The 22,372-nt window shown below is 66.2% G+C and carries 20 protein-coding genes; 14 read left to right on the top strand and 6 right to left on the bottom strand.

Features of this window, described 5'->3' with window-relative positions; all coding sequences use genetic code 11:
- The first annotated feature begins 80 nt into the window (after window positions 1–80).
- A complete protein-coding gene (locus tag ACO0E1_RS16375; protein WP_422875139.1) occupies window positions 81–893 on the top strand; it encodes a LysR family transcriptional regulator in 813 nt (270 codons plus the stop codon).
- A gap of 44 nt (window positions 894–937) precedes the next feature.
- On the opposite strand, the gene ACO0E1_RS16370 is transcribed toward ACO0E1_RS16375, so the two are convergent.
- Entirely contained in the window at window positions 938–1,162 is a 225-nt protein-coding gene (locus tag ACO0E1_RS16370) for a DUF1653 domain-containing protein (RefSeq protein WP_422875138.1), read from the bottom strand.
- Between the two features lie 128 nt (window positions 1,163–1,290).
- Between ACO0E1_RS16370 and ACO0E1_RS16365 the strand changes: the two genes are divergently transcribed.
- The 7 genes from ACO0E1_RS16365 (at window position 1,291) to ACO0E1_RS16335 (ending at window position 9,506) form a co-directional block, all read left to right on the top strand.
- The gene (locus tag ACO0E1_RS16365) at window positions 1,291–1,416 is read left to right on the top strand and encodes a hypothetical protein (RefSeq protein ID WP_422875137.1); all 126 of its coding nucleotides are present in this window, start codon (window positions 1,291–1,293) and stop codon (window positions 1,414–1,416) included.
- A gap of 59 nt (window positions 1,417–1,475) precedes the next feature.
- Complete coding sequence (locus ACO0E1_RS16360) at window positions 1,476–2,429, top strand: radical SAM protein (protein WP_422875136.1); 954 nt, start codon at window positions 1,476–1,478, stop codon at window positions 2,427–2,429.
- The gene (locus ACO0E1_RS16355; protein ID WP_422875135.1) at window positions 2,416–3,165 is read left to right on the top strand and encodes a hypothetical protein; all 750 of its coding nucleotides are present in this window, start codon (window positions 2,416–2,418) and stop codon (window positions 3,163–3,165) included. Before ACO0E1_RS16360 ends, ACO0E1_RS16355 begins: the two co-directional genes overlap by 14 nt.
- Window positions 3,166–3,167: 2 nt before the next feature.
- Window positions 3,168–3,833 carry an ATP-binding cassette domain-containing protein gene (locus ACO0E1_RS16350; protein ID WP_422875134.1) on the top strand — a complete coding sequence of 222 codons (666 nt, stop codon included), beginning with the start codon at window positions 3,168–3,170 and terminating at the stop codon, window positions 3,831–3,833.
- Window positions 3,833–4,588, top strand: a complete 756-nt coding sequence (locus ACO0E1_RS16345) for a hypothetical protein (RefSeq protein WP_422875133.1) — start codon at window positions 3,833–3,835, stop codon at window positions 4,586–4,588. The genes ACO0E1_RS16350 and ACO0E1_RS16345 overlap by 1 nt, the downstream gene beginning before the upstream one ends.
- A gap of 130 nt (window positions 4,589–4,718) precedes the next feature.
- Window positions 4,719–5,972: an exonuclease domain-containing protein gene (locus tag ACO0E1_RS16340; RefSeq protein ID WP_422875132.1), complete on the top strand. Its 1,254-nt coding sequence runs from the start codon at window positions 4,719–4,721 to the stop codon at window positions 5,970–5,972.
- Window positions 5,973–6,245: 273 nt separating this feature from the next.
- A complete protein-coding gene (locus tag ACO0E1_RS16335) occupies window positions 6,246–9,506 on the top strand; it encodes an Eco57I restriction-modification methylase domain-containing protein (protein ID WP_422875131.1) in 3,261 nt (1,086 codons plus the stop codon).
- Window positions 9,507–9,825: 319 nt separating this feature from the next.
- On the opposite strand, the gene ACO0E1_RS16330 is transcribed toward ACO0E1_RS16335, so the two are convergent.
- Complete coding sequence (locus ACO0E1_RS16330; protein ID WP_422875130.1) at window positions 9,826–10,770, bottom strand: AraC family transcriptional regulator; 945 nt, start codon at window positions 10,768–10,770, stop codon at window positions 9,826–9,828.
- A 113-nt stretch (window positions 10,771–10,883) separates the two neighbouring features.
- Between ACO0E1_RS16330 and ACO0E1_RS16325 the strand changes: the two genes are divergently transcribed.
- Window positions 10,884–11,651, top strand: coding sequence for an SDR family NAD(P)-dependent oxidoreductase (locus tag ACO0E1_RS16325; protein ID WP_422875129.1), 768 nt, complete (start codon window positions 10,884–10,886; stop codon window positions 11,649–11,651).
- Between the two features lie 166 nt (window positions 11,652–11,817).
- Here the strand turns inward: ACO0E1_RS16325 and ACO0E1_RS16320 are convergent, their stop codons facing one another.
- Genes ACO0E1_RS16320 through ACO0E1_RS16305 form a run of 4 tightly spaced genes read right to left on the bottom strand, consistent with a single transcriptional unit; the run spans window position 11,818 to window position 15,919 of the window.
- Window positions 11,818–13,095 (bottom strand): MFS transporter, encoded by a 1,278-nt coding sequence (locus tag ACO0E1_RS16320; RefSeq protein WP_422875128.1) that lies wholly within the window; start codon window positions 13,093–13,095, stop codon window positions 11,818–11,820.
- A complete protein-coding gene (locus ACO0E1_RS16315) occupies window positions 13,088–13,813 on the bottom strand; it encodes a 2OG-Fe(II) oxygenase (RefSeq protein WP_422875127.1) in 726 nt (241 codons plus the stop codon). The genes ACO0E1_RS16320 and ACO0E1_RS16315 overlap by 8 nt, the downstream gene beginning before the upstream one ends.
- A complete protein-coding gene (locus ACO0E1_RS16310) occupies window positions 13,810–14,994 on the bottom strand; it encodes a hypothetical protein (protein ID WP_422875126.1) in 1,185 nt (394 codons plus the stop codon). Before ACO0E1_RS16310 ends, ACO0E1_RS16315 begins: the two co-directional genes overlap by 4 nt.
- The gene (locus tag ACO0E1_RS16305) at window positions 14,987–15,919 is read right to left on the bottom strand and encodes a ThiF family adenylyltransferase (protein ID WP_422875125.1); all 933 of its coding nucleotides are present in this window, start codon (window positions 15,917–15,919) and stop codon (window positions 14,987–14,989) included. The genes ACO0E1_RS16310 and ACO0E1_RS16305 overlap by 8 nt, the downstream gene beginning before the upstream one ends.
- A gap of 365 nt (window positions 15,920–16,284) precedes the next feature.
- Here ACO0E1_RS16305 and ACO0E1_RS16300 point away from each other — a divergent pair, with 365 nt between their 5' ends.
- Genes ACO0E1_RS16300 through ACO0E1_RS16280 form a run of 5 tightly spaced genes read left to right on the top strand, consistent with a single transcriptional unit; the run spans window position 16,285 to window position 22,225 of the window.
- Window positions 16,285–17,121, top strand: coding sequence for an ABC transporter ATP-binding protein (locus ACO0E1_RS16300; protein ID WP_422875124.1), 837 nt, complete (start codon window positions 16,285–16,287; stop codon window positions 17,119–17,121).
- The gene (locus ACO0E1_RS16295) at window positions 17,118–17,906 is read left to right on the top strand and encodes an ABC transporter permease (RefSeq protein WP_422875123.1); all 789 of its coding nucleotides are present in this window, start codon (window positions 17,118–17,120) and stop codon (window positions 17,904–17,906) included. The genes ACO0E1_RS16300 and ACO0E1_RS16295 overlap by 4 nt, the downstream gene beginning before the upstream one ends.
- A 29-nt stretch (window positions 17,907–17,935) precedes the next feature.
- Window positions 17,936–19,150 carry a sensor histidine kinase gene (locus ACO0E1_RS16290; RefSeq protein WP_422875122.1) on the top strand — a complete coding sequence of 405 codons (1,215 nt, stop codon included), beginning with the start codon at window positions 17,936–17,938 and terminating at the stop codon, window positions 19,148–19,150.
- Entirely contained in the window at window positions 19,147–19,770 is a 624-nt protein-coding gene (locus ACO0E1_RS16285; protein WP_422875121.1) for a response regulator transcription factor, read from the top strand. The genes ACO0E1_RS16290 and ACO0E1_RS16285 overlap by 4 nt, the downstream gene beginning before the upstream one ends.
- A gap of 37 nt (window positions 19,771–19,807) precedes the next feature.
- A complete protein-coding gene (locus tag ACO0E1_RS16280; RefSeq protein WP_422875120.1) occupies window positions 19,808–22,225 on the top strand; it encodes an excinuclease ABC subunit UvrA in 2,418 nt (805 codons plus the stop codon).
- Window positions 22,226–22,372: the final 147 nt, after the last annotated feature.

Below are 22,372 nucleotides of genomic sequence, written 5' to 3'. Positions count from 1 at the left end.
CATGGACGAGAACCAGCCCTTCCCATACACCAGTCCCAAACATCGGTCGATGTTTGTTCTGACTTCCATAGACTGCTTTTATGCCCAACCTCCGAGCGTTCGAGGTCTTCCTGGCGGTCGTCGAAGCCGGGTCGATCTCCCGCGCCGCTCGGAAGCTGCACCTCACGCAGCCGGCTGTCTCACACCAGGTGTCGAGCCTGGAGCGGGACCTCGGCGTCGCGGTGTTCGACCGAGGACGTCGTGGTGCGACCCTCACGCCCGCTGGTCGTGCGTTCGCTCCTCTGGCGCGTGATGCCCTCGACGCCGCACTCCGGGCCGAGGAAGCAGCGCGCGGCACAGCACCGATCCGACTCGTCGTGGCGCAGACGTTCACGGTGCCGTTCGTGGTGCCGGCACTCTGTTCCGTCGGTGGCCCGCTTCCCGAGCTCAGCGAGGGCTCGAGCGCACTCGGGATGGTGGACGAGGTCCGTCGTGGGACGCAGGACGTCGCGATCGTGCCCGGACCGGTGGACGCTCCCGACCTCGTCGTTCGGGAGGTCGGGACGGAGGAGATCGTCGTCATCGGCTCGCCGGACTCGGACGTGACCCTCAAGACCGTGGCGACCGGTCCGCTCATCGGGATCTCCGGCGACACGGGCTACGGGAGCTGGCTCGCCAGGCTGTTCGTCGAGTGCGGACTCGTGCCCCTCGTCACGACCCTCGTCGGCTCCCCCGCCGCCGCTGCTGCGCTTGCCTCGGCCGGGTTCGGGCTCGCAGTCGTGCCGGAGTCGACGCTGACGGGTGACGCGGAGCGGTCGCGGCTCCGCCCGCGGGTCCAGCGCGACATCGTGGTGGTCGGGCGATCCGGGGCGGCGGTCGATCCGTTCGTGGAGGCGCTGACGTCCGCACGATAGACGTGTTCAGACTGCGGACCGGAGGATCGGGTTGATTCGGGCGGTCAGGTCCGGTCCGGTTGAACGCGGCTGAATCGCGGGCCGTCGTAGTCACCGCGTGTCACGTGCGCGGTGAAGTCGGCAAGTGACCGAACCCAGTGGCCGCGTTGCCCGTAGAGGGCCTGGTACACGACGACGGGCTCCTCGGTCTCAGTGTCGCGGGCGACGAACAGGACCTCGTACTCGCCGCCCTTGAAGTGACGGTAGCGGCCGGGCGTCACATCGTTCATCACCCTCCCGATCGTAATGCGCCGCCGCAACCGGCCACTCCGCTAGAACTTTACATATGACCGAACGGTTCAATAGGGTGGTGGCATCCCCGCCTCGACCAACAACGAGACGTGGGAAGGAGGGGGATATGGAGAACACCAAGAGCATGCTCGAGAGCTTCGTCGTCGACGACACCGTCGCCGAACTCGAAGTGGTCGACGACCTGTGGTACTTCGTCGTCGGACAGGGCGGCGCCGTCATCGTCGGCGGCTGATCGCCGATTCGAGATGTCGAGGCGGGGACCCTCGACGACCTCGATCCCAAGGACTCAGCATGACCACGCCGCGCTGGAGCGTCGGTATCAACTTCGACTCGAAGTGCAACGCTCGTTGTGCGCACTGCTGTGTGAGTAGCTCACCGGATGCGACGGCGAACCTCGACGATGCGCTCGTCGACCGGATCGTCGATCAGTTGCTCGCCCGGGAGGAAGTACGCGACATCGGCTTGACCGGCGGTGAGCCGCTCATCCGACGGCGGCGAACGATGGAGATCATCGGTCGTATCACCGCTGCAGGCAAGAACGCTTCCTGTGTCACGAACGGGTTCTGGGGCGTCACCCCACGCGCCGCCGACCGGGTGCTCGCCGAGTTCGAGGCTGTTGGGCTCCGGGAGCTGACCCTGAGCTACGACGACTTCCATGCCCCGTACATCACGTCCGGCCGCATCAAGAACATCCTCGAAGCATCTCGGGACCGCCGTGTTCGCATCGTGCTCAACATGTGCGTGAGCACGTCGAAGAACTCGAACGGTCTCCTCGAAGAGCTCGGCGACAGCACCGACGGCATCCAGGTGACGAAGTTCCCCGTGGTGCCGGCCGGGGAAGCCCGAGCGCTCGACGAAAGCGAGTTCCGACGGCGTCCGATCACCGAAGGCATGCTCTACTGCCCGGGCACACAGGTCATCTTCCACAACGACGGCCTCGTGTACCCGTGCTGCTCCCCGTCCATCTTCGACACGGACATGACGCTGGGTCGAGTCGACGAGGACTTCCTGGAACTCGTCGGTCGCGTGGAGCGGAACGCCCTGCTCGGGATCATGCGTCGCGAGGGCTTCCGCTGGTTCATCGAGGCCATCCGATCTGTCGCGCCCGAATCCGCTGCGGCGACGGTGACCGAGGTCGTCTCCCCCTGCGAGCTGTGCTCCATCATCTTCCGTGACCGTGCGGCGATCGAGGCCATCAGGCCGCTCGTCATGGACTACTGGACGCGCGAGCATGCGACCGCCTGACATGTCGTTCGCGGACGACCACTGCGAGATCCGCGTGAGCGGCCCGATCGCGGTCGTCCATGACCGCGAACAAGACCGGTACTTCCGTGCCTCTATCGACTCCCTCCCCGTGTCGGTGCAATCGGCGCTTCGAGTGTCCCCGAAGCGCGTCCCGGCCGGGTTCGCCATCGGTGCCGTCGCCCTGACCGTCCTGACGTGGACGGCGGTCGCGGTCACGTCAGCTTCGAACGCGCAGCTGGACGGGCGAGCATTCGCTGCCTTCGCCGCCGTACTCATCCCAAGCCCCGTCCTCCACGAGAGCGCCCACGTCCTGACGCTCCGTGCCCTCGGACGCAGACCAGACCGGATCGGCGTCAAGCTCAATCACGGCGTCTTCCCCGCGGTCTACGTCCGCATGTCGCAGACGATCCTGCTCGACCGCTCGGAACAGGCTGTCGTCCACCTGGCCGGGATCGCGTCGAACGTCGTGTCGCTCGCCGCGTTGCTGGTCCTCAACGAGCTGTGGATCGGGAGCACATCGCTCACCTTTGCGATCCACCTGACCACGCTGCTGCTCGGTTGGAACCTAATCCCCGTGCTCGGGTCCGACGGCTTCCGCGTCCTCCTCGCTCTGGGGCGGATCGATGCTGCTCGGGGATTCCGCCACAACCCGCTCTGGCTGAACGTCCTGCGCGTCGCAAGTATGGCGACCGCGGTGTGCGTCGTCCTCCATCTCGTCCTGACCTATTGGAAGTAACCATGCCCGAACTCGTTTCGATCTCCGGCCTGACCGTCCGCTTCGGGCGGCGCACAGCGCTCGACGCTGTCGATCTGACACTCTCCGATGGCACCGGCGTCATCGGCCTCTTCGGACGGAACGGCGCGGGCAAGAGCACCCTGATCCGTGTCATCTGCGGGCTCATCAATCGCCATGGCGGGACTGTCACGAGGAACGATCGGATCGCCTACCTGCCCGATGCCCCGATGTGGTACCCCTGGCTCCGCCTCTCGGCGTGCATCGCACTCGGCGCCCGGCTCTGGCCGGACTTCGACGTCGACCGGGCGCATGCCCTGCTCGAGAAGCTACGACTTGACGAGTCCTTGCGAGTCCGCGAGCTCTCCAAGGGAATGTCGGAGCAGGTGCACATCGCGCTCACGCTCGCCCGTCGGTGCGACTTGTACGTGTTCGACGAGCCACTCGCGGCCGTCGATCCGCTCACACGGGATCGCGTCATCGACCTCATCCTGAGCGAACGTCAACCCGGATCGACGGTGCTCATCTCGACGCACCTCATCGCCGGACTCGAGGCACTGTTCGACACCGCCATCGTGATCGACGGAGGCCGAGTCCTCCTCCACACCGAGACGTCAGCGATCGCCTCCCGCGGCTCGCTCGAAGCACAGATCAAGGAGGTCCTCGCCTGATGCTCTGGCGCGTCGAGTACCGCAACCACCTGCCGTTTTTCTCCATCGCGATCGGCCTCACTGTCGCCGCCGGTATCGCAACCGCTGCCGCCCCTAACGTCGAGGTGTTCGCCGTCGTCCTGGCGATTACCGGACTCGTAGCGTGGGTCGCCACCATCGTCTACGTCGCGGCCGCCATCTTGCGGTTCCTGACGCTCGGGGACGACACCCTGCTGCACGTGAGTGCGCTGAGTCCATGGCGGTTGACCGCCGGGAAAGCACTTGTCCTCGGGAGCTACATGGTGGCGCAGCACATCACCACGGTCCTCGCGCAGGCACCGCGCATCAGCGACACGGTCGGAGCGCAGAGCGCGCAAGTGTTCGCGTACCTGTTCATGGCGAAGGTCGTGTCGATCGCCGCGTTCCTGATCGCAGTCGTCCTCGTCGCGACACTGGCAAAGACGATGCGACGCCGCGGTACCGCGACGACGCTTTTCGTCGTCGGTCTCGTGGTCGTCGTCACCGCGCAGGCGATCATGCTCTGGCGAGTCGGAGCACCGGACACGCAGTCGTTCTTCGTCGGTGTCGGTGGGGACTTCATCACGGCCAACCTCTACGCGAATGTGCTGCCGCTCGTGCTCACGGGCCCGGCCGAGGGCTTCCTCCCGTCGATCACCGGACTATCCGTCGCGCTGAACGCCGGGGCCATCGCTTGCATGCTTCTGGTAACGCTGGCACTCGTCCGTTGGCGCCGGTTCGACCACGTCGCGCTCTGAGGACGCGCGAACCGGGGTCGGCTCGATTGCACCCCGAACGGGAGCTCGACCGACCGCGAGCAATTCGTGAGGATGGATCGATGTCGAATCGATCGGAGGCGACAGTAGAAATAGGACGGGGAGTGCGCGGATGCACAACGGCTACGCGGTGATCGACTTCGAGACGACCGGCCTCTCCCCCACGTACGGACACCGGATCATTGAGATCGGCCTCGTCCACGTCGCACCGAGCGGAGCCATCGAGCGGTCGTTCGAGACGCTCGTGAACCCCGGCCGCGATCTCGGTCCGGTGCACATCCACCAGATCCGCGGGCGGGACGTCGCCGACGCGCCGACCTTCGCGGAGATCGCAGGGTCGCTCGTCGAGCTCCTCGAAGGACGAGTCCTCGTCGCGCACAACGCACGGTTCGAAGCGGCGTTCCTCGCCGCGGAGCTCGCACGCGTCGGCGTCACGTCGCCGATCAGCGCCGACGAGGCGCTCTGCACCATGCGCCTCGCCGCGACGTTCTTGCCGGGTTCCGGACGCAAGCTCGCAGACTGCTGCAGCGCGTACGACATCGAGCTCGCGAACGCGCACGAGGCTCTCGCCGACGCAACCGCCACCGCGCTGCTGCTGGAGGCGTACCTCGGAGCATCCGAGAACGGTGCGTCGTTCTGGAACGCCTGGGGCGAACTCGCCCACGCGCTCCGATGGCCGCCGGACGGTGCCGGGAGCGCGAAGTGGACCCCGCGGCGGCGCACTTCCGAGCGTGCGCCGGTCACGATGCTCGACCGTGCGACCGACCACCTGCCGCAGCTCAGTGGGAGCGTCCACACGCAGCAGTACGTCGCCCTGCTCAATGCTGCGCTCGCGGACAGACTGTTCTCGGTCCACGAAACCGACGAGCTCACCGAGCTGGCGCGCGACCTCGGACTCACCCATGCTCAACGGGTCACGCTCCACGAGCAGTACTTCGCAGATCTCGCCGCCGCCGCTTTGGACGACACTGTCCTGACGACCGAGGAACGGAACGAGATCGACACGGTCGCGACACTCCTCGACATTGGGCCTTCCACCCTCGAGGCTGCACTCAACGACCCACGCCCAATGGCCACAACAGGTCAGCCGCGCGACGACCACGACCATGGGATCAAGCTCGACGGCTCGAGCGTGGTCGTCCTCACGGGCGAGATGCAACGCCCGCAAGAAGCGATCGAAGCTGACCTTCAGCGACTGGGAATTTCCAACGCACGCGCCGTGACGAAGAAGACCACGCTAGTCTTCGCGGCCGACGTCGGCAGCGTGTCGGGCAAGGCTCGCGAGGCGAAGCAGTACGGAATTCCGATCGCCAGCGAGGAGGAGCTCGAGGGGAACCTCGCGGAAGCTCTACAAACGGTGCGTTGACAGCGCACGGGTGACGGCATTGCCCCCTGAACCGGCGTCATTTCAGCCACGTCAGCGGCGGCGCGCCGGCGGAACGAGCGCCAACCTAAGCCGACCCCAGCCGCGGAGGGCGATTCCATCAATCAGGGGTACCCGTCAGGTCGAGGAGGCCAGGCCAGCGCGCGAGCAAAGCGGCCAAACCTGCGCGCGAGATCGACGCGTCTTCAGATCACGTTTGACCGCCAGCCCTCGATGCGTCAGGTGCTATAGGCTAACTCAAGGGAAAGGGGCGCATTGGCTCAACTATTTGGCCGGAACCGGCTTCGCGAAGAAGCAGCGCGGATTCCGACAGAAGACATTATAGATAAAATCGCAATTCTGAGTCGCTGGCACAAAGACCAGATTCAGGGTACCCTGAAAAAGGATAGCGAGACTCAACGAGAACAACAGTGGAACCAAGACGTTTTCATTGAAATCCTTGGGTACCGGATGAAACCACTCGATCTCGCAACATTTGAGCCGAAAGCCTCAACGGCTTTCAAGAAGATCCCGGATGCGCGCATCGGGAACCTCGGCTCTTCAGAAAATACTGACGATACAATTGCAGTTGTCGAACTCAAAGGCGCAACAGTCGATCTAGACAAACCGCAAAGTCGCAACGGGCATTTGACACCCGTGCAACAGGGCTTTATGTACAGGCCAATGTATCGAGGCGCAAGTTTTGTGATTGTTTCAAACTTCATCGAGACCCGCCTATACAATGACAATCAACTTGATTATGAATCATGGTTCCTCAGCGACCTCGTCAGCGACACGGACGATTTCCTCGCATTCAAGACCTTCTACCTTCTCCTCCGAGCAGACCGCCTCCTGCGCAGAAATGGATATTCAGCAACAGAGCAGATGCTTTCCGACGTTCGCATCGAGCAAGAGCAAATTGGGAACAGCTTCTACGACGACTACAAAACTGTTAGAACGCTTTTGCTGCAAGATCTCTATCGCAACAACGAGTCAGTACAAAAAGACCTGAACTTAGGCATCAACAAGGCCCAGAAGATTCTTGACCGCATTGTCTTCGCTTGCTTCGCCGAAGATGGCGGGCTGCTGCCAGACGACACCCTAACTCGCGCGCTCTCCTCGTACGTGAGCTCGCCATTCTCTTTCTGGTCAGGCCTAAAGACCCTTTTCTCCGCGATCGACAAGGGAGACAGCAAACTCGGCATCGACACTGGGTACAATGGAGGCCTTTTCGCGCCCGACGCCGAACTTGACCAGCTTGTCGTCGGCGATGATGTAGTTCGAAGTCTGATGCGACTCGGCGTCCAGTATGACTTTCAAAACGATCTCTCAGTGACAATTCTCGGGCATATCTTCGAGCAGTCGATTGCCGACCTACAGGAAATCCGAGAACGTGTTGGGGAAAGCGAACACGTGACCGTCGAATCTCTTTCCGCGGGCCGACGACGAAGCGATGGAATATACTACACTCCAGAGTACATTGTGCGCCATATGATTGATCGGACACTCGGTGAGTATTTAAGAGCGCAAGAAGTGCGGATTCGAGCCGAAGAGCTTCTGCATGACGGGCTCAACGCCGACAACTACAGCAAGCGAGAACAACGCGCCTACCTCCGCTATCGTGACGAAGTTCTCATTAGCGTCAAAGTAGTCGACGCCGCCTGTGGTTCCGGCGCGTTCCTGACGAGCGCGTTTGATTTTCTGCAGGCAGACCATAAACGAGTTGCAGCTATCCTCGGAAACGATATCTTCGACAACACCGCCCTCACGGGAATTATCCTGCGCGACAATCTATTTGGGGTGGATATAAACGAAGAAAGTGTCGAAATCACACGTCTGAGTCTTTGGCTGAAAAGCGCGAAGAGGAATACCAAGCTTACCGGCTTGGAGAAAAACATCCGCGTCGGGAACAGTCTTCGTCGGAAAAGCGGCAGCACCGGCGAACCAGCTTTTGATTGGGCGACCGAATTCCCCGCCGTGTTCGCCAATGGGGGTTTCGATGCCGTGGCAATGAACCCGCCATATATCAAGGAGAATACAAACCGAGAAGCGTTTGATGCAATTCGCGACCTGAGCATCTATCAGGGCAAGATGGACCTCTGGTACGCCTTCGGCGCACTTGCCCTTGATATTGTGAAGCCGCAGTCGGGTCGCATCGCCTTCATTGCGCCTTCGAACTGGATTACCAACTCGGGCGCAGCAAACTTCCGAAACGAGGTGTCTCACAAGGGAAAGCTGCTTGAATATTGGGACTTTGGGGATACCTTTATTTTCGATGACGCAGGCATCCAGACGATGATCTACGTCATGGCACGCGATTCTGGTGATTCGGAATATACGTTCCCATACGCGCGCATCGCCGACAATAAAAGACTCAAGGCCAAACGGGTGCAGGAATTCCTGCTTGAAACCGCAAGCGAAGACTTCTTGCGGTTTGAAGCACGGCTGCGAAGGAACTCGCCAGCGGGCGCGGCGTTCCATTTCCGCCCCGCCGCACAAGACGACCTGGTGAAGCGGATCGAGATGGCTGCTCCGAGACGCTTGAGCCCTGCAGAAGTTGCGCAAGGTATCGTTGCGCCTCAAGATACCGTCAACAAGGCCGCTGCCGCGAAACTAGGGGACAGCCAAGACGAGGGGCGAGGGGTTTTCGTCCTGAAACACGCGGAGGTTGAGACTCTCCAGCTGAGTGCAGCTGAACGCGCTTTGCTTAAGCCCTTCTTTACAAGTGAGCAGCTCGGACGTTATTGGGCCCAAGGGCTTAACCAAGCATGGGTCATTTACACAGACTCCCGTTTCCGCGACCCTGATCTGATGAGTCCTTATCCTCGTTTGAAGACACATCTAGATCGTTTCGCGCCAATAATAACAAGCCATAATGCACCCTATGGTCTGCATCGCTCCCGAGATAGGCGATTCTTTGAGGGTGCAAAAATATTGTCGATTCGCAAGTCGGCGCGGCCTGTTTTCACCTATAACAACGTCGACTGTTACGTGTCGCAAACTTACAACGTAATAAAGCCGAATGATTTCAGCACCCTAGGGCTTACTGCCCTTTTGAACACGCGTGCCGCTGCATTCTGGTTCCGATCGGCTGGAAAGATGCAAGGCTCGCTCTATCAGATTGATAAAGACCCTCTCGTCCGCTTCCCCCTTCCCGCCGAGAATGACCTCAGTGAGCTCGCTCCCCTCGCGCAACAGAATTTGAAACTTCGTGCAGACTTAGCAAGGCTTGACACAACGTTCGCGGCAGTCACAGACAGCATCCTCCATGGATGGCATGCGCGCCACAGAGCATGGTGGGAACTTGACGCAGCAAGCGTATTGAGGGGTCTGAGTTCTGCTCTAAGTCTGCCCGAACGGGAAAGCATGGTTGAGGTATTCGAGAAGTTTCGCAACGAAGCGTCGCTCATCGTAAATTCCATCCTCAGCCTGGAACGTGAAGCGGACGAAATTGCGTATCTATTGTACTCGTTGAGCGAAGACGATATCCTGATGGTCGAGAGCAGCATTTCCGCGCCTCCCGTGCGGTTGCCTTGATCAGGTAGCTGGCTCGCTTCACCCCTGCCCCGGCCGCACGCCACCGCACGTTGTTGCCGGGAGGGTGCCGTCTGCCCTTTCCTTCCGTCGCTCGCTTCTGTTGTCGACATATGAACAAGGCGTCACGAGTCTGGGCTTTCAGGGTCCCGACCCGCACCTGGCGTCTCAACTTGAACCGTTCCACCCGGAGTTGCTCATCGACGCTCTTGCGGCTCCGCTGCCCGTGCTGTCGTCGACTCCGCAGCCTCCCGCAGCACGACCATCCCGCTCTCCACCGCGTAACACAGCATCCGGAGTTCGAGCAGGTCCGTCTCCCCCGTTACACCGCCTTCGCCAACGCGAGTTGCGCCCTCGCCGCGACCGCATCCGCCGCCGGCGGACGCCCGTACGCTTCCCGGTAGTCCCGCGAGAAGTGGGATGCACTGCGGAACCCGACAGCGGTGGCCGCGCGAGCGGCGGTGTCGCCGCGGACGACCATCAGCCGTCGTGCCTCTCCGAGCCGCGTCCGCTTCAGGTACTGCGCGGGAGTCATGCCGGTGGCTTCCTTGAAGCGCGCGAACAGGGTGGACTCGCTGACACGGAGCTCGCGGGTGAGGCGCTGCATCGACCACGGCTCCGCCATGCGTCCGGTGAGCAGCGCGGTCGCGGCTGCGACGACCGAGGCTCCGGAACCGTCGAGCGCTGCGGTGATGCGCGGCGCCTGCTCGGTCTGCAGCAGGCGGAGGACGATCTCCCGCGAGACGAGGGGAAAGAGCACCGGGACGTCCTCTGGTGCGTCGAGCAGGGCGAGCAGTCGAGCGAACGCGTCGGCGAGCGGCGCGGTCCAGGTTCCGAGTCGGGGCACCTCGCTGCGAGGCGGGGCGGACGGCGCGGTCATCGACGTCACGACCCCACCGACGACCGCCGGGTCGAGCCGCCAGACTGCGGAGACGAAGCCGTCGCCGCCGGCGGTGTCGACGACGCCAGCCACGACCGGCAGGTCGACCGGGGTGATGATGAAGCGCTCGCGGCCCCAGACTTGGTCGTCGTCTCCGACGATCGAGCGCTTGCGGCCGCGGAGGACGACGGACAACGACGGCACGTAGCGGCGGTCGAACAGGCTGGTCGGCTCGAAAACGCGGGAGACGGTGAGGCCGAGCGCCTCGGCGCGGTGCGCGGAGCCCGCCCGTGCGGGAGCGTCGTGGTGATCCGATCCGAGGACGGCGGCGTGCGTGGACGCGATCGAAGCGGCTCGGTCGAGGTGCTGCGCGGTGAGGTCGTCCACGCCGGCAAACCTATCCAGGCTGCCTGCCGGGAGCGACCCGTCCTGCGGGATCCGGCAAGGTCCTCACGGGACGGGGCAACCCGGGAGTCCGGCAGCGGGCCGAGCATCGAAGCATGAACACGACACCGAACGAATCCCCGCGGACCGCCCTCGTGACCGGAGCCTCGAGCGGCATCGGCGAGGCCATCGCCCGTGAGCTCGCCGCGGCTGGCATGACGGTCGCCGTCGCGGGCCGAGACGAAGCCCGCACCCGTGCCGTCGCGACCGACATCGAGCGCCAGGGCGGCCGTGCCGTGCCACTCATTGCCGATCTGTCCGGCGGTCCCGACGAGGTCCGGGCGCTCGCTGCCGCTGCGATCGAGCAGCTCGGCGGGCACGTGGACGTCCTCGTGAACAACGCCGGCGTGTACCCGGGCGGTCCCACGGAGTCGCTCACGGACGACACCGTCGATGCACTGCTCGCAACGAACATCCGCGCGCCGCACGTCCTCGTCGCAGCGCTCGCCCCGTCGATGGTGTCGCGCGGCGGCGGGAACATCGTGAACATCGGCTCGTGGATGGCACGGGTCGGTGTACCGTTCATGGCGCTCTACCCGGCGACGAAGGCCGCGGTCGAGCAGCTGACCCGGGCTTGGGCCGCGGAGTACGGCCAGCGCGGCATCCGTGTCGTGACGGTCTCGCCGGGTGCGACGGCGACGCCGGGCAACGCGGACTCGGCGGACGTGCTGGCGGCGATGACGCAGGGCACCCCGGCGGGTCGTCCGGTGCAGCCGGTGGACATCGCCCGTGCCGTGCGGTGGGTCGTCTCGGATGAGGCCGTGTTCGTGAACGGTGGCACCATCGACGTCGACGGCGGGATCGCGTCGACGCGGATGCACTGAGCAACGGACTCACTGCTTGTGGTCGTCGATGGTCCCGTCCGCACAGGGGGAGGTCACACGCATCACCACCGCTGCGCTTTCTCGACACCCCATCGAGGAGTGAATGGCTTCCCTCGACCCGGCGGCGCTGGTCTGACGGGCCCGCCGACCACCGCTCCACCGCCCGTCACACGGCGCCGTCGACCGCAGTCTCCGCTCGAACTCCGTCCGACCAATCCGGCACGGTCAACAACCACAGGCCGGCACCGAGCATGCCGATCGAAGCCACCGCCAACGGCAGCACCAGGACGAAAACGGTGCCCAGGATGCCTCCGATCACCGCGCCAGGGATCTCCCCGACGAGAGCGAGCACCCGTTCCGACGCGGCGATCTGGCCGGCCATGTGGGTGGGACTCTTGAGCTGCCGGATCGTGTTGAAGAGCACGACGCACACGACCATGCATGCCGAGAAGACCGCCTGCGCACTGGCGACGAGCAGCAGCGGAACGACGCCCTCGGTCTGACTGGCGAGCATCATCGCACCGACGCAGAATGCAGGCGTCGCGAGGGAACAGACGTAGACGGTCTTCTGCGCCGCGGCAACAGGGGCCGAAGCAGCCAGCGCGGTGCCGATGAGGGCCCCGATTCCTGCAGTGACCGCGACCACCGCAACTGCTGCCGTGTCGAAGTGGAGCTCGCGGATGCAGTAGATCAGGAAGACCGCCTGGAACACGGCGCTGAACAGGTTGAACTGCAGCGACGACAGCGAGAGTCGGCGCAGCGCGTGGTCCTGCCAGATGAAGCGCAAGCCGCCCAGAACCCGTGGTGCGTTCCCTTCGCCCCGCAACGAATCGTCCGATGGATCAACAGTTGGGCCGCGCCTTCTCCGCATGCGCCGAAGGCACAGTGCCGCAGCGATCGCAGCGAGGCCGAAGCCGACCGATCCGACCCCCGCTCCCGCCGCGAACCCGAGAGCCGCCACAAGCAGGCCACCGATACCCGGTCCCGCCAGTTCGGACACCACTGAGCTCCCGCGGAGCAACGAGTTGACCCGGTTCAACCCGTGGCTGGACCGCGTCCCGAGCTGCAGGACCGCTGAAGTGAGCCCGGCGTCGTGTGTGAGGGAAGCGACGCCGATGCAGAACATTGCCACGTAAAGCACCCACATCTGCGGAGTGAAGACAAGCGCCAGCCCGAGCAACGCAAGAACGGCGAACCGCAGGACGTTGGCTGTCGCCATGGCCCGGACACCGCCGACCCGATCGATCCAGTGGCCCGCAGCGATCCCGACCGTGAGGGCAGCGACGGAGTCCACGAGGTTCAGCACACCGATTTCGAGTGGACTCGCGTCGAAGAGCTGTACTGCGGCCAACGGCACGAGGAAGTACGCGACCTGCAATCCGAGAGCTCCAGCCGTCTCAGACGCTGCCAGCCCGCCGACCAGTGTCTTGTTGCGCTCAGTCACCTGCTTGACCGAAGTGCACCGCGAGCGAGTAGCGGTCCCAATTGGTTGAGCGGTTCGGCTCGACCTGGTGGTGGTGTTCGCCGGCGAGACGCATGACCGCGACAGTCCCGGGAAGGGGCTCGACGACTGCGCATCGTCCGTCCGGTTTCTCCGCCACGAGACGCGTTCCCGCGCTCGTCGGCCACGCGTCGTGCAGGAAGAACACCAGCCCGAAGACCCGACCGTCGTAGAGATCGTCATGGCGCCGGAGGTAGTGCCCGGGGCGATACCGAGCAATGTCGGCCGTTCGGTACCGGACTCGTCGACCGTGTACAGCGCTGAAACTCCGCAGCACGTCATCCGAGCGGAGCGCGGAGAGCAGACCTCGCAGCGCGTAAGCGCGAGGGTCAGGCTTTCGAAGCGTGTCGGACCACGAGAATCGCTCCCGGTGCGGAAGAGCCGCGAATTCCGACTCGGTCACGACGTCGACGGCACCAGTTGCGTCAAGGCGCCACCGTTCCTCCTCCCAACCTGCGTCCCGCTGCATGTCGCTGAGCACCGCGGTGGAGTCCACCGTCAACGGCAGCCGCACGGTGGCTGCCAGGGAGTCGTCATGCAGGACCCGATGAAGTGTTGCGGCGAAGGCATCGCCAGCGAAGAACGAGATCGCTTCGTCCCGAAGCTCGAGTCCGGCCTGCCGCGCGGCGTTCGCGGCGGCGGGTTGTGCGGGTGTCGTCATCGAGTCTCCAACTCGTCCAGGGGCAGGATGCCCAGTGCTGAAACGGGCGCGTCCCACCCGTGGTTGTTCGATCGGCCCGCGACGTATCGGGCAAGGGAGCCCACCCCCGCAGACGAGCCCAGGATCGATCGGGCGGCCTGAGCGTCCCACCGCGGCGTCTGTTCTTCGCGTCGGAGCGCAACGGCGAGCGCCTGGCGGGGAACGAGCCCACTCCGGGCAACCCACGGCGTCATTGCCAGGGTTCGCGTCAATCCCGTCGTCGCGGAGTTCATCGGCACCGCGACGGTCAGCGCGAGACCAGCTCCGAACATCTGATCCGCATCCTCGCGATACGGGATGGTCCCTGGCGTCAGCGGCATCTCAGCCAGGTCTGCGGCGGCTGCCGAGCAGATGGCCTTCGCCACCTCCTGGTTCGGCCGGAACGGCGAATACTGCAACAACGTTGGCGAAGCCGACCGCTGGACGTGAACGATTGGGTCGTCCAGGAGTTGGAACGCGCCTCCGGCCGAGGGACATGCGGCGAGTTCATCCTTGAGCGCACGCTTCGGCACCTCCACCAAACGATGACGTGATCCGACAGGAACGGTGATGAACGTCAGGAGTGTCGTCGAGATCGCCTGACTGAACCTCGACGAGGCTGGAACACCCGCAGCGGTCCACCGCCGCCCGGTCGAGATGTGCGCCGCAGCGGCCTGCGACAACACACGGACCTCCGCCCCGTCCGCAAGCTCGTATCGGTCGCAGAAGGGGCCTCGCTCTCGACCGACGGATGCGGCGCTCGCAGCGCGAAGCCCGATCCAGAGGTCGAACGCGTCGAGGAACGGCCTGACATCCGCGTACGGCGCACGAGTCGTGATCCGCAGCGCAGTACGACCGACGGCCACGGCACGGGCGAGGAAGAAGAACGAGGCGACACCGCGCTTGCGCGAGTTCCATCGCCAATCAGCAAGGACGCGCTGAGCAGAGCCGACTCGCTCCGCATCGACGTCGATGATCCACTCCAGTTCGTCGAGTCGGCGAATGGCAGTTGCAGCGATGGCTCGGTAGTGCCCGGTCGCAGCATCGGCTTCGAAGAGTGGCGCACTCCACACCCGTGTGACCTGCATGCCTGCCCAATCGCGGGCGTCGAGCCCGATCGCGTTCGGCCGTCGATCCAGGACGACGTCAAACCCGTCAGTCAACCTCGACCTCGACCTCGACCTCGACCTCGAAAGGAAATCGCATGCCGGTGAGGAACTCGATTGCGCGATGCGCAGCACGGGCTGCCACCATCGCAGTCGTCGTCCCCAGTGAGGCCCGCGTCGTGTCGACCGGTACCGCCGGATCAGGGGCCGAGCAGGCCGCCAGGACTCGACCGTGGCGTATTCCGACACCAGCGATGAGGTACGGCACGCCGAGTCGATCCATGACTGCCGCCAGGTCCCGATCGATTCCAACCGGTTCGTCGACCGCTACGAAGACCAGAGAAGGTCTGTTGACCTCGAGGAGCGAGGCGAAGTGGTCATCAGCGCTGACCGTTTCTTGCCGCACCTCGCAGTCCGCGTTCTGCAATCGGTCACGGACCCAGCGTTCGGCGGCGAGCACCTTCGGGCGCCCGAGATCGGAGTAGCCGTAGAGATTCTGGCGGTTGAAGTTGCTTTCTTCCACGACGTCCTGATCGAGGAGCACGTAACTCCGCACCCCGGCGGCGACCATGTGACGGAGGAACTCGGACCCGGTTCCGCCGAGACCGATGACGAGCAGTCGACATGATTCCAACCGGTGCTGCAGGAGCTGTGCGTCGTTCGTGAACGCGTCGAAGTACTCGAGTTGCCGTGATGCGCGACCGTCTCGATCGCGCTCCGGGTCGTACTCGATGACGGCACCACGCCGCTCGAGGTCTTCGAGCACTCCGAGAAGCGGAGCAGGCGACGGAGAGACCTGCGCAAGAGCGTCCGCCAACGGCGAGGTACCCGTTGGTGAGCGCACGACGATCGCACGATCCTCGTCGACGAGATGGAGCGCGCCGTCGGAGTGAGTGGACATCGACCACCCCGGGCGGAGAGTGTATGAGTTCATGCGTCCTCTTCGTGCCGTGCCGGGAGGGCCGAAGAGTCCTCCCGACACGGCAACTGCCTTACGTGCGGTTCACCACGCGGTGCGTCACGTTGTCGAGCTCGTCGATCTCGAAGACGTCTTCTGACTTCGGTTCCTTGTCGTCGTTCATGTTCACCTCCTCGGCCCATCGGCGGACAACTATCCGGCAACATATTGGTACGACGAGTCCCCGCACAACCAAACTCGCTGAATATCACCCATCCGGGATAGCGGGCTGATGTCCTCGACCGCGCTGCGCCGTGCCGCGGTGGACGAGCGCCCCGAACCCATCGCCGGTCCCGGCAAGGTCCTTCCCGTCCATCCTCCGATCGGAGGACCCGAACCACACCCCACCCGCCGATCCTCCAGCGCCAGGGACTCACCACGCTGGTCTCATGCCCGCCACCCCCGCCATCGAGGTCCACCACCTCACGAAGCGCTACCCCACCGGCAAGCTCGCCGTCGACGACGTCTCCTTCACCATCGAGGCCGGCGAGACCTTCGCCCTCCTCGGCCCCAACGGCGCCGGCAAGTCCACCACGGTCGAGATCCTGGAGGGCTACCGATCGCGCACGGACGGCACGGTCACGGTCCTCGGCCACGACCCCGCCCGCACGAGCCGCAGTCACAACGCCCGGATCGGCATCGTCCTGCAGTCCAGCGCGGAGTCCCCGAACGTCACCGTGGCCGAGCAGCTGCGCCACTTCGCAACGCTCTACCCGAGGCGTCGTGACGTCGAGGAGACCCTGCACGCCACGGGACTCGCGGAACAGCGCAACACCCGCATAGCGAGGCTCTCCGGTGGCCAACGCCGCCGCGTCGACGTCGCCCTCGGCATCATCGGCCGCCCGGAGGTCCTGTTCCTCGACGAGCCGACGACCGGCTTCGATCCGGAGGCCCGCCGCCAGTTCTGGGATCTCCTGAACCAGGTCCAGCAGGAGGGCACGACGATCCTCCTCACCACGCACTACCTCGACGAGGCCGCACACCTGGCCGACCGGGCGGCGGTGATCGCGGACGGCAGGCTCCTCGACATCGCCCCGATCGACGAGCTGGGTGGCGCCGAGGCCCGCACCCCGAGAGTCAGGTGGACGAGCCAGAGCCAATTGCACGAAACACGCACAGAAGACCCGGCAACGCTCATCCGAAGGACGAGCGACCCGATGCACGACCTCGAAGTCATCCGCCCGTCCCTCGAGGACGTCTACCTCGAAATGGTCGAAAAGAAATGAACGCCGCTCGCATCACCTACGAGATCCGCTCCTACTTCCGCGCGCCCGACGCGGTGTTCTTCACGTTCCTCTTCCCGATCATCATGATGGCCCTCTTCTCGGTCGCCTTCAGCAGCGCCACCGACATCAGAGCAGGCACCGCGAGCGTCGACTACGCCACGTACTACCTCCCCGGCCTGGTGGCGACGGGCTTCCTCCTCTCCGGCACGCAGTCGCTCGGCGTCGACATCGCCACGGAACGCAGCGACGGCACCCTGAAGCGCCTCGGCGGCACACCGCTCCCGGTGCTGAGCTACTTCATCGGCAAGATCGGCATGGTCCTCGTTACGACGATCCTCCAGACGGCACTGCTGATCGGCATCGCGAGCATCGTCTTCGGCGTGGATCTGCCGACAGCCCCCGAGAAGTGGGCCCGCTTCGCGGGCATCATGCTGCTCGGCATCGCGACGAGCTGCGTCCTCGGCATCGCGATCTCCGCACTCCCCCGCGAGGGCCGCCGCGCCACCGCGACGATCGTCCCCGTGGTCCTGGTCCTGCAGTTCATCTCCGGCGTCTACCTCCCCTTCACGCAGCTCCCCGGCTGGCTGCAGAACGTTGCGTCGGTCTTCCCCCTCCGCTGGATGGCGAGCGGGATGCGCTCGGTCTTCCTGCCGGACGCGTTCGCGTCCGCCGAGCCGGGAGGCTCGTGGCAGCTCGGCCTCGGGACGCTCGTGCTGGTTGCATGGCTGGTCCTCGGCACGGTGGCCTGCGCGCTCACGTTCCGGTGGAACCGCAAGGACGCGTGATGCCGGCCGCGAAGTGGGATGCTCGGACCATGGGCACAACTCGCATGACCGGTGCGACCTGGGTGCGCAACCGGTTGCTGCACGCCTTCTTCGCCGCGACGATGGCCCTCACGGCGTTCATCACCGCCTACGGCTGGTCCCCGTGGAGCACCCGCTGGCCCGCGTACGCCGCGATCGCCGTCCTGGTCGTCGCGTACGCCGCGTTCGGGTACCGCGGGTACGACGAGCGCCGGGCGGCAGCAGCGTTCCTCCCCCTCCTCGTCGCCGCCGCGCTGGTCCTGCCCGCCGTCGCCCCGAGCACCGCGTTCGTGCAGTGCATCCTGTTCCCGCTGGTCTGGTGCCAGTCCGAACGCATCAGGACCGCCGTCCTCCTCTCGATCGCGATCGGCGTCGCGAGCGGCATCGGCCTGCAGGTCTCCAGCGGTGCCGGGGCACTCGTCAGCACCCTCCTCATCGAGGGCATCAGCGTCGTCGGCGCGTGCGCCATGGGTGTCTGGATCTCGAGCGTCGCCGGCCTGTCGGAGGAGCGCCGTCGGCTCCTCGACGAGCTCCGCGCGGCGCAGACGTCCCTCGCCGAGGCGAACCGCACGGCAGGCATCGCCAGTGAGCGGGAGCGCCTGGCCCGGGAGATCCACGACACCGTGGCGCAGAACCTCGCCGGCATCGTGATGCTGACCGAGCGTGCGCAGAGCGACCTCGCGAGCAACCGCACCGACGCGCTGGAGGAACGCCTCACCGTCCTCGAGGAGTCCGCCCGCGCAGCACTCGAGGAGTCACGCGCTCTCATCGCCGCCGGTGCCGCCGGTGTCACCCGCGACAGCCTCGGCGGCGCGCTGCACCGCCTCGGCGAGCGGCACACGCGCGAGACCGGCACACCCGTGACGGTGGACGCGCCCGACTGCGCGCTGGACCGGGACGCGCAGGTGGTGCTGCTCCGGGTCGCCCAGGAGGCTCTCGGCAACGTCCGCGCGCACGCTCGCGCCGCCTCGGTGCACGTCGCACTGCTCCCCTCGCCGGAGCAGACCGTCCTGCGGATCGCGGACGACGGGGTCGGCTTCGACGCGTCCGACCCGACCGCGGGGCACGGACTCCGCGGCCTGCGGGAGCGCCTCGCCCTGGCGGGCGGGTCCTGCCGGATCACCAGCGGCCCTGGACGCGGCACCGTCGTCGAGGCGACCCTGCCCACCGGGACCGCGCCGAGCCTCCCGGCTGTCCAGCAGCCCGTGGCGGAGGTGACCCGGTGATCCGCGTCGTGGTGGCGGACGACCATCCGATCGTCCGCGCGGGCATCGTCGCGCTCCTGCAGGACGCCGCCGACGTCGAGGTGGTGGGGCAGGCCGCGGACGGCGAGTCCGCGGTGTCGACCGTCCTGGCCGAGCGGCCGGATGTGGTCCTCATGGACCTCCGGATGCCGGGGATCGACGGGGACGCTGCGACCGCGCAGATCCTCGCCGCGGATCCCGGGATCCGCGTGCTGATCCTCACGACGTACGAGTCCGACGACCAGATCCTCGCCGCGATCGAGGCCGGCGCCACCGGCTACCTGCTGAAGGCGGCTCCCGAGTCCGAGATCCTGGCCGGTGTGCGGGCGACCGCGCGGGGCGAGACGGCACTGGCTCCCTCGGCGGCCGCTGCCCTGGTCCGCCGGGCCACCGGCACCGTGCCGACCGGGCCGTCGCTCACGCCCCGGGAGCTCGACGTGCTGCGGCTCGTCGCGCAGGGCCAGAGCAACCCGGCGATCGGTCGCGCGCTGTTCCTCAGCGAGACGACGGTGAAGACGCACCTCGGCCACGTGTTCGAGAAGCTCGGCGTCAACGACCGCACTCGAGCGGTGACGCGCGCGATGGAGCTGCGCATCCTCTGACCGCCGCGGTCAGCCGCGCGCGTCTACAGTCGAACGAATGCCCGCCTCACACGCACGACCCGCTCCGTCCACCGCGACCGACGGCATGATCCACGTCCGCGGTGCCCGCGAGAACAACCTCCGGGACGTCGACGTGGACGTGCCCCGCGACCGGATCGTCGCGTTCACCGGCATCTCCGGCTCGGGGAAGTCGTCGCTCGCCTTCGGGACGATCTTCGCCGAGGCACAGCGTCGCTTCCTGGAGTCCGTCGCCCCGTACGCACGGCGACTCATCGCGCAGGGGTCGACCCCGCACGTGGAGTCCATCACGGGCCTCCCGCCGGCGGTGGCCCTGCAGCAGCGCCGCGGCGCCCCGAGTTCCCGGTCGACGGTGGGCACGCTGACGACCCTGTCGAACTCGACCCGGATGCTGTACTCCCGCGCCGGCACGTACCCGCCCGGGGCCGAGCGGCTCGAGTCGGACTCCTTCTCCCCGAACACCGTCGCCGGGGCGTGCCCCCGCTGCCACGGCCTCGGGACCGCGCACGAGGTCACCGAGGCCTCCGCCGTGCACGACCCGTCGCTGAGCATCCGCGACGGGGCGATCACCGCGTGGCCCGGTGCGTGGCAGGGCAAGAACCTCCGCGACGTGACGGCGGTCCTCGGGTACGACATCGACCGGCCGTGGCGGGAGCTGTCCCGCGCGGACCGCGACTGGCTGCTGTTCACCGAGGAGCAGCCCGTCGTCGAGGTGCACCCGCAGCGGGACCGGATCGCGAAGCCGTACAAGGGGCGGTTCTGGAGCGCACGGCAGTTCGTGCTGCACACGCTCGCCGACTCGCAGAGCGAGACGCAGCGGAAGAAGGTGCTGCAGTTCGTCGAGTCCGGACCGTGCGGGCTCTGCGGTGGGACCGGCCTGACGCAGGCCGCGCTTGCGGTGACGTTCGGCGGGAAGACGATCGCCGAGCTGCACGCGCTCCCCCTCACCGCCCTCGCGGAGGTGCTCCGGCCCGTCGCTTCGATCACCAACGCCGCAGCCGCCACGTCTCGCGCGTCGTCGGGCGAGCGCACCGAGGTCGCCGTCGCGATCGCGAAGGACCTGCTGGCCCGCGTCGAGGTCCTCACCGGGCTCGGCCTCGGGTACCTCGGGCTCGACCGGGCGACACCGACGCTCTCCCCCGGCGAGATGCAGCGACTCCGCATCGCCACGCAGCTCCGGTCGGGGCTGTTCGGCGTCGTCTACGTGCTCGACGAGCCGAGCGCCGGGCTGCACCCGGCCGACGTCGAACCGCTCGTGGAGGTCCTCGACGGGCTCCGCGCCGGCGGCAACAGCGTCTTCGTCGTCGAGCACGACATGAGCATCGTGCGGCAGGCCGACTGGATCGTGGACGTCGGCCCGGGTGCCGGGTCGTCCGGCGGGACGGTGCTGTACAGCGGCCCGGTATCAGGGCTCGCGTCCGTCGAGGAATCCGTCACCCGCCGCTACCTGCAGGCCCGCCCGCCCGTCGAGCGCACTCCGCGGACGCCGACGGGCACGCTCGAGCTCCGGGACGTCACGCGACACAACCTCCGGGGCCTCGACGTCGACCTGCCGCTGGGTGTCCTCACCGCGATCACGGGAGTGTCCGGCTCGGGCAAGTCGTCGCTCGTCGGCGGGGTCCTGCCAGCGATGGCCCTGTCGCATCCGGGCATCGACCGGGTCGTCGAGGTCGACCAGAAGGCGATCGGCCGCACACCACGCTCGAACCTCGCCACCTACACCGGGCTGTTCGACGCGGTGCGCGCCGCGTTCGCCAACACGGAGGAGGCCAAGGCCCGCGGGTGGACCGCGGGCCGGTTCTCGTTCAACGTCGTCGGCGGCCGGTGCGAGGTCTGCCAGGGCGAAGGATCCGTGTCGGTGGAGCTGCTGTTCCTGCCGGGGAGCTGGGCACCGTGCCCGGAGTGCCACGGGTCGCGGTACACGGCCGAGACGCTCGAGGTCCGGTGGCACGACGCGACGATCGCGGACGTGCTCGCGATGACGGTCTCGGACGCGGCGTCGTTCCTCGCGTCGCTGCCGATGGCCTCCCGCGCGCTGGAGACCCTCCGGGAAGTCGGGCTCGGGTACCTGCGTCTCGGACAGCCGGCGCCAGAGCTCTCGGGCGGCGAGGCGCAGCGGATCAAGCTCGCGACGGAACTGCAGCGGGCCCGCTCCGGCCACACCCTGTACCTGCTCGACGAGCCGACCACCGGGCTGCACCCCGCGGACGTCGAGCTCCTCACGACGCAGCTGCTGCGGCTCGTGGACGCCGGCAACACGGTCGTGGTGGTCGAGCACGCGATGAACGTCGTCGCTGCGGCGGACCACGTGATCGACATGGGCCCGTCGGGCGGCGACGAGGGCGGCCGAGTCGTCGCTGCCGGCACGCCCGCCGAGGTCGCTGCGGCACCCGGCAGCCGCACCGCGCCGTACCTGAGCGCGGAGCTCGGGCGCTGACGCCTGGTCCGGGTCCGGGTCCTGGTCCTGGTCCTGGTTCTGGTCCTGGTCCTGGTTCTGGTCCTGGTCAGGGTCCGGGTCCTGGTCCTGGTCCTGGTTCTGGTCCTGGTCCTGGTTCTGGTCCTGGTCAGGGTCCGGGTCCTGGTC

Origin of the sequence: Curtobacterium guangdongense (assembly GCF_049341845.1) — a bacterium.
GTDB classification, from domain to species: domain Bacteria; phylum Actinomycetota; class Actinomycetes; order Actinomycetales; family Microbacteriaceae; genus Curtobacterium; species Curtobacterium guangdongense.
The sequence above is the reverse complement of the archived record's forward strand: the minus strand, read 5'-3'. Positions and strand labels throughout refer to the sequence as shown.